The following is a 13,379-nucleotide window of genomic DNA, read 5'->3' as shown; positions in this document are numbered from 1 at the left end:
CTCGCAGGGGGCAGGAGCGCGCAGAGCACGGGGGAGCGCGCAGGGCTCAGGAGGGTCACGGACGAGGCTGTTCCGGCCGAAGCGGGGGCGGCGCCCCCGGTGCACCCGCGCCGGCGCCGCCCCCTACGCGGGCACGTGCACGGACGAGACCCGGCTGGCGACCAGCCGGTCCCGCTCCCGGCGCGCCGCCCGCCCCCGCAACCGCAGGATCTGCGTGACCCCCAGGGCCTGGAGCACGAACACGGCCGAGAAGGCGACGGCGTAGTCGTCCCCGGTGGCGTCCAGCAGCACGCCGACCGCGAACAGGGTGACCATGGAGGCGACGAAGCCGCCCATGTTCGTGATCCCGGACGCCGTGCCCTGCCGCTCCGGCGGATTCGCCGGGCGGGCGAAGTCGAAGCCGATCATCGACGCCGGCCCGCAGGCCCCCAGCACCGCGCACAGCACGACCAGCAGCCACATCGGCGCCGTGTCGGCCGGGTAGGCCAGCGTGGCGGCCCACAGCAGCGCCGTCGCCGCCACCGTCCCGAGCGCCAGCGGCAGCCGCGCCCCGTGGTGCCGGGCGACGATCTGGCCGTAGACGAGTCCGACGACCATGTTGGACAGCACGACCAGGGTGAGCAGCTCGCCGGCCGTGGCCCGGGACAGCCCCTGGGCCTCGACGAGGAACGGCATCCCCCACAGCAGCAGGAACACCATCGCCGGGAACTGGGTGGTGAAGTGCACCCACAGCCCGAGCCGCGTCCCCGGCTCCCGCCAGGAGGCGGCGATCTGGCGCCGCACGTAGGCGGCACCCTGGTGCGGGACGGGTTCCGGTTCGTGGCCCTCGGGGTGGTCCTCGAGGAACAGCATCAGCAGCACGAACACCACGACCCCGGCGAGCGCACTGCCCGCGAACGCCGCCGTCCAGCCGATGCCGTGCAGCAGCCGGGCCAGGACCAGCGTGGAGACGAGGTTGCCCGCCATGCCGACCAGCCCCGCCATCTGCGCGACCAGCGGACCGCGCCGGGCCGGGAACCACCGCGTGCCCAGCCGCAGCACGCTGATGAACGTCATCGCGTCCCCGCAGCCGAGCAGCGCGCGCGAGGCGAGCGCCATGCCGTACGACGGGGAGAACGCGAAGCCGAGCTGCCCGGCCGTGAACAGCACGACGCCGATGCCCAGCACCTTCTTGGTGCCGAGCCGGTCGACCAGCAGCCCGACGGGTATCTGCATGCCCGCGTAGACCAGCAGTTGGAGGATGGAGAACGTGGACAGGGCGGAGGCGTTGACATCGAAGCGGTCGGCGGCGTCCAGGCCCGCGACGCCCAGGGACGTACGGAAGATGACGGCGACGAAGTAGACCGAGACGCCGATGCCCCACACGGCCAGCGCGCGCCGTCCGCCCGGGGGATCACCGGGCAGCGTGGTGCCGTTCGCGCTGCTCATCGCACCTCGCCCCGGGCCAGGTGGGAGAACCAGCCGACGTGCCGGTGGACCACCCCGACGGCCGCCTCCGCGTCCCCGGAGCGCAGTGCCTGCAGGATCTCCTCGTGCTCGGCGAGGGTCTTGGCGATGCGGTCGGGGTGGGAGTGCATCACGGCGACGCCCATGCGCAGCTGGCGGTCCCGGAGCTGGTCGTAGAGGCGGGAGAGGATCTCGTTGCCGCCGCTGCGGACGATCTCGGCGTGGAAGCAGCGGTCGGTGACGGAGGCCGCGGCGAAGTCCCCGGCGGCCGCCTGCTCCTTCTGCCGGGCGAGCAGCTCCTCCAGGCGCTCGATGAGACCGGGCGGCGCGGGCACCGCCTTTCTGGCGGCGTGCTCCTCGACGAGCAGCCGCGTCTCCACGACGTCGGCGATCTCCTGCGCGGAGACCGGCAGGACGAGGGCGCCCTTCTTCGGGTAGAGCCTGATCAGCCCCTCGACCTCCAGCCGCAGCAGCGCCTCGCGCACGGGGGTGCGCGAGACCCCGACGGCCTCGGCCAGCTCGCCCTCGGTGAGCAGCGTCCCGCCCTCGTAACGGCGGTCCAGGACGCCCTGCTTGACGTGGGTGTAGACGCGGTCGGCGGCGGGGGGCTGCTTCACGGGGGCCAGGCTGCTCATGCCGACAGGATAGATACAACGCGTACGCGTGGAAGGATGCGTCCACGATGCGGACGGTAAAACCCGGGGAAAACCACCCCGTCGCCCGCACAACCATCCGTGCCCCGCAGGTGTCAGACTCGTGCGGCCCCTTGCGTGTGGCCGCGCCTCAACCGGGCCGCACCGCACGGCCCTTCAAGGTAATCGGGGTAATTGACTTGAAGATCGGCATTCAGGGCATCCGGGTCCGCAGAGCCGTCGGCGTCGCCGTGACCACCGGCGCCGTGCTCGCCTCCGGAGCCCTCTACGCTGCGCCCGCACAGGCCGCCGCCGCGCCGTCCGTCGTCGCCAAGGGCGGCTACGTGATGAACAACGCGAACGGCAAGTCGCTGTACACCAAGGCGGCGGACACGCGTCGTTCGACCGGGTCGACGACGAAGATCATGACCGCGAAGGTCGTGCTCGCGCAGAAGAACCTGAACCTGGACGCCAAGGTCACGATCCAGATGGCGTACAGCGACTACATCGTGAAGAACAACGCCTCCTCCGCGCGCCTGATCGTCGGCGACAAGGTCACCGTGCGCCAGCTGCTGTACGGGCTGATGCTGCCGTCCGGCTGCGACGCGGCGTACGCGCTCGCCGACAAGTTCGGCACGGGCAAGACGCGTTCGGCCCGCGTGAAGTCGTTCATCGGCAAGATGAACGCGGAGGCGAAGAAGCTGGGGCTGAAGAACACCCACTTCGACTCGTTCGACGGCATCGGCAACGGCCAGAACTACTCCACGCCGCGCGACCTGACGAAGATCGCCTCCAGCGCGATGAAGAACTCCACGTTCCGCACGATCGTCAAGACCAAGAAGTACACGGCGAAGACGGTCACCAAGAAGGGCGGCACGCGGACGATGGCGCCCTGGACCAACACGAACACCCTGCTCAGCAGCTACAGCGGCGCGATCGGCGTGAAGACCGGCTCGGGCCCGCAGGCCAAGTACTGCCTGGTCTTCGCCGCGACGAGGAACGGCAAGACGGTCATCGGCACGGTCCTCGCCTCGTCCTCGGCCGCCCAGCGCGAGAAGGACGCGAAGAAGCTCCTGGGCTACGGCTTCGGCAAGGTCTGACCCGCACCGACGGACGCGGACGGGGGCCCACCGGTGCCGGTGGGCCCCCGTCCGCGTCCGGGACCGGTGCTCAGCGCGTCCCGATGTCGTAGGAGGTGCCGCCGGCGACGGCGTGGAGCTTGTCCGGATTGGCCACGTTGTGGAGGGCGGTGATGCGGCCGTCGGCGTCGAAGTCGAAGGTGAGGGTGGCGATCACGCGTCCCGGCGCGCTGAACACGATGCCCGGCCCGCCGTTGACCTCGAGGAGTTCGGCCTTCATGTCGGCGGGCTCGACGCCCTGGTAGGCGACGGTGCCGATGGCCGCGAACCAGGCGGCCACCGTGGCCGCGCCCACCACCGGGCGCAGGGCCTGGCGGACCTTGCCGCCGCCGTCGGTCCACAGGGTGACGTCCGGGGAGAGCAGTTCCATCAGGGCGTTGACGTCGCCACCGGTCGCGGCGGCGAAGAACCGCTCGGTGACCTCGCGCTGCCGCGACCTGTCGGCGGTGAAGCGGGGACGGCGGGCCCGCACGTGCGCGCGGGCCCGGTGCGCGGCCTGCCGCACGGTGGCTTCGGAACGCTCCACCATCCCGGCGATCTCGACATGGCTGAAGGCGAAGACCTCCTTCAGCACGAACACCGCGCGCTCCAGCGGACTGAGCGTCTCCAGCACCACCAGCATGGCCGACGACACCGACTCGGCGTCCACGGCTGCCTCGGCGGCGTCCCCGCCGGTGAGGATGGGCTCCGGCAGCCACGGACCCACGTAGGTCTCCCGCTTGTGCCGGGCGGAGCGCAGCCGTTCCAGCGCCAGGTTCGACACGATCCGCGTCAGGTACGCCTTGGGGTCGGCCACCTGCGAACGGTCGGCGGCGGACCACTTGATCCAGGCGTCCTGGACCGCGTCCTCGGCGTCGGCCGCGGAGCCGAGGAGGCGGTAGGCCACGGAGAACAACAACCGCCGGTGCTCGTGGAAGACCTGCTGGCCGGACGGGGTGGTCATCGGGCCTCCCGGACACGGGTGAAGCGGCCCCCGCGGGGCCAGAACGCACCGGAGGCGGGCATCTTCTTCATGCGGCCGTAGGTCGGCCAGGGCGAGGCGGTCACCGTCTCCTTGTACCGGACGGCCGCGCGGCCCGTCAGGCGGATCCGGCGCGGGCTGCCGTCGGGCCGGGTGAACTGCACCACGGCGTCACCGCGTCCCAGGCTCACCGGCGTGTGGTAGTAGCCGAAGCGGAACGGCTTGGGCTGCTTGCCCCTGAGCACACGGTCGATCGACAGCGCGGCGTGCACCCCGGTCGGCATGCCGCCCTGGCAGGTGCCGTGCATCACGCCGTACCCCTGCCGGACCGCGGCCGCGTCGCCGATCGCGTACACCTCGGGGTGGGACACCGAGCGCAGCGCGGCGTCGGTGACGATGCGCCCGCGCTCGTCGACGGCCAGCCCCGCGGCGGCCGCCAGCGGTGAGGTCCGCGTGCCGCTCGTCCACAGGACCGCGTCGGCGGCGACCGTCTCGCCGCCCGCCAGTTCCACCGCGCCGGGCAGCACCTTCGCCACCTCGACGCCGGCGCGCACCCGGACGCCCAGCCGGTCGAGCGCGGCGTGCAGGTACGCCTTGGCCTTCGGGCTCATGTCCGCACCGGGCTCGGTCCGGCCCAGCAGCACGACGTCCAGCTCCGGGTGCCGCTCGGCGATCTCCGCGGCCGACTCGGTACCGGTCAGCCCGCTGCCCGCGACCACCACGGTGCCGCCGCCGAGCCGCGCCAGCCGGTCGGCCAGCAGCTCGGCGTCCTGGGCGCCGTCCAGGGTGTACGCGTGGTCCTCGGCGCCCGGCACCGCCGAGGTGTCGGCCGCACCGCCCAGCCCGTACACCAGCGTGTCGTAGGGCAGCACCCGGTCGTCGTCGATCCGCACGGTCCTCGCGTCCGCGTCCACCGCCGTCACCCAGCCGCGCACGAACCGCGCGCCCGTGCCCTCCAGCAGCTCCGGGACGCTCAGCCCGGCGAGCCGCTGCCCGGTCGCCGTCATGTGCAGCCGCATGCGCTCGGTGAACCGCTCCTGCGCGTTCACCACGGTCACCCGCACCCCTCCGCGCCGCTTCACCCGGGCCGCGAGCTGGACGGCCGCGGCCATGCCGGCGTATCCCGCCCCCAGGACCACCACGTGGTGCGCGTTCGCCGTACCGGTCTCCCACCGTGCGTTCATCGTTCCGCCCCTTCCGGCTCGCCTGCTGACACCCACCGGATGGGAGCGGGCGGCCCGAACGTGACACGAGCCGAACGTGACGCGCGACACATTCCGCCCGGCCCGGCCCGGGCCGGGGGACGGGGTCCGGCCCGATCCGGACGGGAGGCCCTGACCGCGGGAGGCGGTGCGCTGCGCCCGGAGGGCGGCGGCCGGGGCGCGCAGCGCCGGGCGACGGCGGACAGCGCGGCGCACGGCCGGGGCGGGAGGTCCGGGCACGGGCCGGGAGGACGGTCGGGAAAGCGGTGGGCAGGGGGCCGCCGACGAGGGCCGGCTCAGGGGTGGGGGTGCCCTTCGCCGCCCTCGGGGCCGGAGCGGTTCCTCGAGCGGAAGGTGCGGCGGTAGGTGTCCGGGGGCACGCCGACCGTGCGGTGGAAGTGCCGGCGCAGCGTCGTGGCGGTGCCCATGCCGACGGCCGCCGCGACGGCGTCGATGCCGTCGTCGGTGTTCTCCAGCAACTCCTGGGCACGGCGGATGCGTTGGGTGAGCAGCCACTGCAGCGGGGTGGTGCCGGTCACCGACCTGAAGTGGCGGCCCAGGTGGCGCGAGCTCATCCGGGCCCGGCGGGCCAGGTCCTCCACGGTCAGCGGCCGGTCGAGCCGTTCGAGCACCCAGGGGAGCAGTTCGGCGAGGGGGTGGCGGCCCGGGGCGGGCACCGGGGTGGTGACGAACTGGGCCTGGCCGCCGTCCCGGTGCGGCGGCACGACCAGGCGGCGGGCGACCGCGTTGGCGACCGACGCTCCGCGGTCGAGGCGGACGAGGTGCAGGCACAGGTCCATGGCGGCGGCCTTGCCGGCGGAGGTGAGGACGCCGCCGTCGTCCACGTAGAGGACGTCCGGGTCCACCTCCACCCGGGGGTGGCGCTCGGCCAGGGCCCGGGTGTGCGCCCAGTGCGTGGTCGCACGCCGCCCGTCGAGCAGACCGGCGGCGGCCAGCACGAACGCGCCCGTGCACAGGGAGGCCACGCGTGCGCCCGCCTCGTGGGCCGCGCGCACGGCGTCGAGCAGGTCGGCGGGCGGGGCCTGGTCGACGTCGGCCCAGCCCGGGACGATCACGGTGTCGGCTCGGAGGAGCCGGCCGAGACCGTGGTCGGGCTCCAGCCCGAACCGGCCGACCCGCACCGGGCCCGGCCCGCAGACGACGAGGTCGTACCAGGGGCCCGTCACCCCGGCCGGGGCGGAGCCGAAGACCTCCTGGGCCAGGGCGAGTTCGAAGTGCAGCATCCCGTCGGTGACGGCCAGCGCGACAGTGGTCACGTCCGGAATTGTACGGGGCGTGTCGTTCCGGACACTCGTGCGGGACGACCCTCCCCGGCAGGATCTTCACGACGGATCGCAACGGATCGTTTCGAGTACGGGGAGGACCCATGGGGTCGGGTATCAGGGTGGCGGTGTTCGGCGCGTACGGGCACACCGGGCGGTTCGTGGTGGCGGAGCTGCGGGAGCGCGGGTTCGTCCCGGTCCTCTCCGGGCGCGACGCCGACAGGCTGAAGGCACTGGCGCACGGCACCGACCTGGACGTCCGCCCGGCGTCGGTCGACGACCCGGCCGCGCTCGACCGGACGCTGGCCGGTGCGGCGGCCGTGATCAACTGCGCCGGCCCGTTCGCCGCCACGGCCGCCCCCGTGATCGAGGCGGCGCTGCGCGCCGGGATCCCGTACGTGGACGTGGCGGCCGAGATCGAGGCCAACGCCGACACCTTCGCGCACTTCGCGGGCCGCGCCCGGGCCGCGGGAACCGTGGTCGTCCCCGCGATGGCCTTCTACGGCGGCCTCGGCGACCTGCTGGTCACCGCCGCGATGGGCGACTGGACGGCGGCCGACGAGGCGCACGTCGCCTACGGGCTGAGCGGCTGGCACCCCACCGCCGGGACGCGCGCCGCGGGCGCGGTCTCCCGGCAGCGGCGGGACGGCCGGAGCGTCCGCTACCGGAACGGGCGGCTGGAGTACCACCGGGACGACCTGCCCACCCTGGAGTGGACCTTCCCCGATCCGATGGGCCCCCGGGCCGTCGTCGGGGAGTTCACGATGGCCGACGTCGTCACCGTGCCCAGTCACCTGGACATCCCCGACGTGCGCACCCACATGGCGGTCGAGGCGGCCCGGGACATCGCGGCCCCGGACACCCCGGCGCCGGCCGCGACCGACGAGCACGGGCGCTCCGGGCAGACCTTCCTCGTCGACGCGGTCGTGCGCTCCGGCGCCGTCGAACGGCGTGCCGTGGCGCGGGGCCGGGACATCTACGCCGTCACCGCGCCGCTCGCGGTGGAGGCGGTCGACCGCGTCCTCACGGGACGGACCAGGACGACCGGAGTCGCCTCCGCCGGCGCGCTCTTCGACGCACCCGACTTCCTCCGCGCGCTGTCCCCGCACATCGAGCTGGAACTGTTCTCCTAGGGGCGCTCCTCCCGCACGCGCACGCCGGGCGGGACCGGGAACGGGGCTCCGGTGTACGTGCTCCGTCAGGTCCGAGGGCGGGCACGGCAGGAGGGACGCCGCAGATCGAAGCTGCGGCGTCCCCCCCGTGGTGGACCTACCCGGTTCGGGGAGGCGGCCGGAGGACTTCGTGAAGCACCGGTCGTCGCACGGGGCGGTCGGGAGCAACAGCTTGTGCTCGTGGTCGGCGTGGGTCATGCCCCGTCGGGCCGACGGCGGGCGAGGAGGACCCCCCCGAGCGTGCTCTCGGCCGAGCTGAGGGTCCGGTGCGTCCCGACGCTGAAGCCGGCGTCGTCGAGCCAGGCGGTCACCCGGTCCGGCTGCCGGCGGTGGACGTGGACCTTCATCGGGTGGCCGCCGTAGCCCCGCGTCTTCAGCCGCGACCCGTCGCCGACGTGGAAGCCGAGGAGCAGCGGGCCGCCGGCGCGCAGCACCCGCCGGAAGTGCGCGAGGACCCGGCCGATCTCGTCGTCGGGTACGTGGATGAGGGAGTACCAGGCGACCAGGCCGGCCATCGAGCCGTCGGCGAGGTCGAGGTCCGTCATGGAACCGACCTCGAACCGCAGGCCGGGGTGGTCGCGCCGGGCCACCTCGACCATCCCGGGCGACAGGTCGATCCCGAACGCGTCCACGCCCGGGCCGTGCAGGTGGGCCGTGATCCTCCCCGGCCCGCACCCCACGTCCGCGACCGGCCCTCCGCCGCCGGTGCGCACCAGGTCGGCGAACAGCGCCATGGCCGCGCGCTCCTCGGGCGTCTCGTCCAGGAGGTGACGCACCTGGTCCGCGTAGCTGACGGCGACGGTGTCGTAGGAGGCCCGGGTGTCCTCCAGCCAGTCCTCGGTGCTCACTTCCTGACCGCTCCCGTGGGGAACGCCGCCCGGGCGGAGGGCCCGGGCCGGAACGTCGCCGCTGCCGCTGCGGGCGGACTCCCCGGAGCCGGACTCGGACACGGTGTCCTGCGCCTCCCAGCGGATGCCGTCGACGAGTCCGGCCGGGTCACCGCGCACCGGCCTCGAGCGCCCGCACGAACGCCTCCGGCGTGTCGGCGGAGACGTAGACGGTGTCGACGTCCGCGCTCTCGCCTTCACCGAGGTCCATGGGGACCGGCGGGTCCAGGTGCAGCCGGACGCTCACCGTGCCGCCGACCGAACAGGCGACGGCGGTCGGCTCGGCGGGTACCCGGCGCAGCCCCCGGCCGGGGATCGTCCGCATGCTGCGGGAGGCCGAACGCACCGCCGGACGCGAAAGTTCGAGACTGCCCATGAACCCGGTGTGCAGGACGACCCGGGACGACGAGACGGTGTGGGGGTGCCGGACGAGCGCGGCCAGGACGCCGAAGCCGGTGAGGACGAGGGCGAGTTCCAGCAGCGCGTGGAACGGCCTGGCCGGTGGCGGAACGATCCCGGAGACGAGGAAGGCCACCGGGATCTCCGTGAGCGTCAGGGCCATCACCATGGAACGCAGTTCGGAGGAGTGGCGTATCGCCGTCAGCCCCCGCTCGCTCCGGGGCGGTGTGCGACGGGCGATCACCGCGCAGAGGGACCGGGACAGGATGCGTGCCCGGTGGCTCATCGGCGGTTTGGGCGTCACCATCGGCACGGTCTTCTCCCATCTCCTGGCAGGCGGGCGGACGGGAGGCCGGGAGGCCCCTCGGACGATTCTCCGCCGTGGTGATCACCGCAGCCAGTGACATCCGTCATCGGCGGGAACGACGGAGCCGCGCGTCCCGGGCGGGACGCGCGGCTCCGTCGCTCGTGTACTACGCCCAGGTGATCAGCCGCTTCGGCTGCTCCAGGACCGCGGCCACGTCGGCCAGGACCTTGGAGCCCAGCTCACCGTCCACCAGGCGGTGGTCGAAGCTCAGCGCCAGGGTGGTCACCTGACGCGGCTTCACCTTGCCCTTGTGGACCCACGGCTGGAGCTTGATCGCGCCGACCGCGAGGATCGCGGACTCGCCGGGGTTGAGGATCGGCGTGCCCGTGTCGACGCCGAAGACGCCGACGTTGGTGATGGTCACCGTGCCGCCCTGCATCGCGGTCGGGGAGGTCTTGCCCTCCCGGGCCGTGGACACCAGTTCGCCGAGGGACTCGGCGAGCTGGGGCAGTGTCTTGGCGTGGGCGTCCTTGATGTTCGGGACGATCAGGCCGCGCGGGGTGGCCGCCGCGATGCCCAGGTTGACGTAGTGCTTGACCACGATCTCCTGGGCCGCCTCGTCCCAGGAGGCGTTGATGTCGGGGTTGCGCCTGATCGCGACCAGCAGGGCCTTGGCGATCAGCAGGAGGGGGTTCACGCGCAGGCCCGCGAACTCCTTGTCCTGCTTCAGCTCCTCCACCAGCTTCATCGTGCGGGTCACGTCCACCGTCACGAACTCCGTGACGTGCGGCGCGGTGAACGCCGAACCGACCATCGCCGCCGCCGTGGCCTTGCGGACGCCCTTGACCGGGATCCGGGTCTCCCGGGCGGTGTCGTACGACACCGGGGCGGCCGGGGCCGCGGCTGCCGGGGCCGGGGCGGGTGCCCGGACCTCGGGCTCGGCCGGGGCCGCCGGCTGCGCCACCGCCGCGTGGACGTCCTCGCGGGTGATGATGCCGTCCGGGCCGGTCGGGGTGACCGAGGCCAGGTCGACGCCGAGGTCCTTCGCCAGCTTGCGCACCGGCGGCTTGGCCAGCGGACGCCGCCCGCCGACGACCGGCTCGGCGACGGGCGACGGGGCCGGTGCCGGGGTACGGCCGTTCAGTTCCGTCTGGACGGCCGCCGCCGCCTGCTGGGCGGCGGTGTCCGGCGCGGTCCTGCGCGGGCGGCGGCGCGTGGAGGACGTCGCCACGCCGTAGCCGACCAGCACGGGCTGGCGGCCCGAGCCCTCGGCCTTCGGCTCCTCGGGTGCCGGTGCGGGCTCCGGCTGCGCGGCCGGCGCGGACGCCTGGGCCGCCGGTGCCGCGCCGCCCGCGACCTCCACCGCGATGATGGACGTGCCCACGTCCACCGTGGTGCCCTCGGGGAAGTGCAGTTCGCGGACCACACCGTCGTAGGGGATGGGCAGTTCGACGGCCGCCTTCGCCGTCTCGACCTCGCACACCACCTGGCCGTCGGTGACCGTGTCGCCGGGCTGGACGTACCACTTGAGGATCTCGGCCTCGGTGAGGCCCTCGCCCACGTCCGGCATCTTGAACTCGCGTACGGACGCGTTCGTCATCGTCGTCACGACCCTCTCCCTCAGTACGCCAGCGAGCGGTCGACGGCGTCCAGCACCCGGTCCAGGTCCGGGAGGTAGGACTCCTCCAGGCGGGCCGGCGGGTACGGGGCGTGGTAGCCGCCCACCCGCAGCACCGGGGCCTCCAGGTGGTAGAAGCAGCGCTCCGTGATCCGCGCGGCGATCTCCGCGCCGGAGCCGAAGAACACCGGTGCCTCGTGGACGACCACCAGGCGGCGCGTCCTCTCCACCGACGCCTGGATCGCGTCGAAGTCGATCGGGGAGACCGAGCGCAGGTCGAGGACCTCCAGGGAGCGGCCCTCCTCGGCCGCCGCGTCGGCGACCTCCTGGCAGAGCTTCACCATCGGGCCGTAGGCCGCGAGGGTCAGGTCGGTGCCCTCGCGCACCACGCGCGCGGCGTGCAGCGGGCCGGGGATCGCCTCGGTGTTCACCTCGGACTTGTCCCAGTAGCGCCGCTTGGGCTCGAAGAAGATCACCGGGTCGTCGCTCTGGATGGCCTGCTGCATCATCCAGTAGGCGTCCGACGCGTTCGACGGGGAGACGATCTTCAGGCCCGCCACGTGCGCGAACAGCGCCTCGGGGGACTCGGAGTGGTGCTCCACCGCGCCGATGCCGCCGCCGTAGGGGATGCGCACGACGACCGGCAGCTTGACCTTGCCCAGCGAGCGGGCGTGCATCTTCGCGAGCTGCGTGACGATCTGGTCGTACGCCGGGAAGACGAAGCCGTCGAACTGGATCTCCACCACCGGGCGGTAGCCGCGCAGGGCCAGGCCGATCGCCGTGCCGACGATGCCCGACTCGGCGAGCGGGGTGTCGATGACGCGGCTCTCGCCGAAGTCCTTCTGCAGGCCGTCCGTCACCCGGAACACGCCGCCGAGCTTGCCGACGTCCTCGCCCATGACGACGACCTTGGGGTCCGCGTCCAGGGCACGGCGCAGCGACTCGTTGATCGCCTTGGCCAGGGCCATCTTCTCCGCCATGTCACTTACCCCCGTCCGCGTCCGCGAACGACGCCTGGTAGGCGGCGAACTGCGTCCGCTCCTCGTCCACGAGCGCGTGTCCGTCCGCGTACACGTTCTCGAAGATGGCGAAGTGGTCCGGGTCCGGCATGGCACGGACCGCTTCGCGCACTCGCCTGCCCAACGCCTCGGACTCGGTCTCCAGTTCCGCGAAGAACCCCTCGTCCGCGTGGTCCGCGGCCTCGAGGTAGCGGCGAAGGCGCAGGATCGGGTCCTTGGCCTCCCAGGCCAGCCGCTCCTCGTCGCCCCGGTACCGGGTCGGGTCGTCGGAGGTGGTGTGGGCGCCCATGCGGTAGGTGAACGCCTCGACCAGTGTCGGGCCCTCACCGGCGCGGGCCCGCTCCAGGGCCCACTTGGTGACGGCCAGGTTCGCCAGGACGTCGTTGCCGTCCACCCGGACGCCGGGGAAGCCGAAGCCCTGCGCGCGCTGGTACAGCGGCACGCGGGACTGCTTCTCGGTGGGCTCGGAGATCGCCCACTGGTTGTTCTGGCAGAAGAACACCACGGGGGCGTTGTAGACCGCGGAGAAGGTGAAGGCCTCGGCCACGTCGCCCTGGCTGGAGGCGCCGTCGCCGAAGTAGGCGATCACCGCGCTGTCCGCGCCGTCCTTGGCGACGCCCATCGCGTACCCCGTGGCGTGCAGGGTCTGGGAGCCGATGACGATCGTGTAGAGGTGGAAGTTGTTGCCGTTCGGGTCCCAGCCGCCGTTGTTGACGCCGCGGAACATGCCGAGCAGGTTGGTCGGGTCCACCCCGCGGCACCAGGCGACGCCGTGCTCGCGGTAGGTGGGGAAGACGTAGTCGTCGTCACGCAGGGCCCGGCCGGAGCCGATCTGGGCCGCCTCCTGGCCGAGCAGCGAGGCCCACAGGCCCAGCTCGCCCTGGCGCTGCAGGGAGGTGGCCTCGGCGTCGAAGCGGCGGGTGAGCACCATGTCGCGGTACAGACCGCGCAGCTCCTCGGCCGTGATGCCGGCGACGTACTGGTCGAACTCGGCGTTCTTGACGCGCTTGCCCTCGGGGGTCAGCAGCTGGACGAGGGCGGGCTCGGTGGTCTTCCGGGCGCCGGTGGCCTTCTTGGTGGTGCTGGTGGTGCGTTTGGTGCCGGTGGTGCCGGCCTTGGTTCCGGCGCTGCGTCGCGGTGTGCGCGCGGCAGTGCTCTCCACGGTCACGTGTGCTCCTCCGTCGGTCCGACCCCCGGGGTTGCCGGTAGGCCAGTGCGGCTCACCTTTTCTCGGCCACCGGACACGGGGTGGGTGCCACTCGGCCGGGAACAGGCGTGACAGGTGCCCCGGCGAGCGCCCTGCAACAAGCACGT

The 13,379-nt window shown here is 73.2% G+C and carries 12 protein-coding genes; 2 read left to right on the top strand and 10 right to left on the bottom strand.

The genetic code is table 11. The features are described 5' to 3' along the window. Window positions 1-123 precede the first annotated feature (123 nt). Window positions 124-1,428, bottom strand: a complete 1,305-nt coding sequence (locus tag FHS37_RS10230) for an MFS transporter (RefSeq protein WP_184819308.1) — start codon at window positions 1,426-1,428, stop codon at window positions 124-126. Beyond that, the gene (locus FHS37_RS10225; RefSeq protein WP_184819306.1) at window positions 1,425-2,081 is read right to left on the bottom strand and encodes a GntR family transcriptional regulator; all 657 of its coding nucleotides are present in this window, start codon (window positions 2,079-2,081) and stop codon (window positions 1,425-1,427) included. The genes FHS37_RS10230 and FHS37_RS10225 overlap by 4 nt, the downstream gene beginning before the upstream one ends. 197 nt (window positions 2,082-2,278) lie before the next feature. Here FHS37_RS10225 and FHS37_RS10220 point away from each other — a divergent pair, with 197 nt between their 5' ends. Then, on the top strand, window positions 2,279-3,178 hold the full coding sequence (locus tag FHS37_RS10220; RefSeq protein ID WP_184819304.1) for a D-alanyl-D-alanine carboxypeptidase family protein: 900 nt from the start codon (window positions 2,279-2,281) through the stop codon (window positions 3,176-3,178). A 70-nt stretch (window positions 3,179-3,248) separates the two neighbouring features. On the opposite strand, the gene FHS37_RS10215 is transcribed toward FHS37_RS10220, so the two are convergent. The 3 genes from FHS37_RS10215 to FHS37_RS10205 all read right to left on the bottom strand — a co-directional run bounded on the left by FHS37_RS10215 (window position 3,249) and on the right by FHS37_RS10205 (window position 6,657). Next, on the bottom strand, window positions 3,249-4,160 hold the full coding sequence (locus tag FHS37_RS10215; RefSeq protein WP_184819303.1) for an RNA polymerase sigma-70 factor: 912 nt from the start codon (window positions 4,158-4,160) through the stop codon (window positions 3,249-3,251). Then, complete coding sequence (locus tag FHS37_RS10210; RefSeq protein WP_184819301.1) at window positions 4,157-5,362, bottom strand: NAD(P)/FAD-dependent oxidoreductase; 1,206 nt, start codon at window positions 5,360-5,362, stop codon at window positions 4,157-4,159. The genes FHS37_RS10215 and FHS37_RS10210 overlap by 4 nt, the downstream gene beginning before the upstream one ends. Before the next feature lie 314 nt (window positions 5,363-5,676). Beyond that, the gene (locus FHS37_RS10205; protein ID WP_184819299.1) at window positions 5,677-6,657 is read right to left on the bottom strand and encodes a GlxA family transcriptional regulator; all 981 of its coding nucleotides are present in this window, start codon (window positions 6,655-6,657) and stop codon (window positions 5,677-5,679) included. Between the two features lie 110 nt (window positions 6,658-6,767). On the opposite strand from FHS37_RS10205, the gene FHS37_RS10200 reads away from it, so the two are divergent. Next, complete coding sequence (locus tag FHS37_RS10200) at window positions 6,768-7,796, top strand: saccharopine dehydrogenase family protein (protein ID WP_184819297.1); 1,029 nt, start codon at window positions 6,768-6,770, stop codon at window positions 7,794-7,796. Window positions 7,797-8,029: 233 nt separating this feature from the next. Here the strand turns inward: FHS37_RS10200 and FHS37_RS10195 are convergent, their stop codons facing one another. The 5 genes from FHS37_RS10195 to pdhA all read right to left on the bottom strand — a co-directional run bounded on the left by FHS37_RS10195 (window position 8,030) and on the right by pdhA (window position 13,233). Continuing rightward, on the bottom strand, window positions 8,030-8,683 hold the full coding sequence (locus FHS37_RS10195; protein ID WP_184819989.1) for a class I SAM-dependent DNA methyltransferase: 654 nt from the start codon (window positions 8,681-8,683) through the stop codon (window positions 8,030-8,032). 148 nt (window positions 8,684-8,831) lie between these two features. Further along, a complete protein-coding gene (locus tag FHS37_RS10190; RefSeq protein ID WP_184819295.1) occupies window positions 8,832-9,428 on the bottom strand; it encodes a hypothetical protein in 597 nt (198 codons plus the stop codon). 166 nt (window positions 9,429-9,594) lie between these two features. Beyond that, on the bottom strand, window positions 9,595-11,037 hold the full coding sequence (locus tag FHS37_RS10185; protein WP_184819293.1) for a dihydrolipoamide acetyltransferase family protein: 1,443 nt from the start codon (window positions 11,035-11,037) through the stop codon (window positions 9,595-9,597). A gap of 11 nt (window positions 11,038-11,048) precedes the next feature. Then, the gene (locus FHS37_RS10180) at window positions 11,049-12,026 is read right to left on the bottom strand and encodes an alpha-ketoacid dehydrogenase subunit beta (protein ID WP_184819290.1); all 978 of its coding nucleotides are present in this window, start codon (window positions 12,024-12,026) and stop codon (window positions 11,049-11,051) included. A 1-nt stretch (window position 12,027) separates the two neighbouring features. Then, complete coding sequence (gene pdhA / locus FHS37_RS10175) at window positions 12,028-13,233, bottom strand: pyruvate dehydrogenase (acetyl-transferring) E1 component subunit alpha (protein WP_184819288.1); 1,206 nt, start codon at window positions 13,231-13,233, stop codon at window positions 12,028-12,030. Window positions 13,234-13,379 lie beyond the last annotated feature (146 nt).

Source organism: Streptomyces griseomycini (assembly GCF_014203535.1).
Lineage (GTDB): Bacteria > Actinomycetota > Actinomycetes > Streptomycetales > Streptomycetaceae > Streptomyces > Streptomyces griseomycini.
This window is presented reverse-complemented; position numbering and strand designations above follow the sequence as displayed.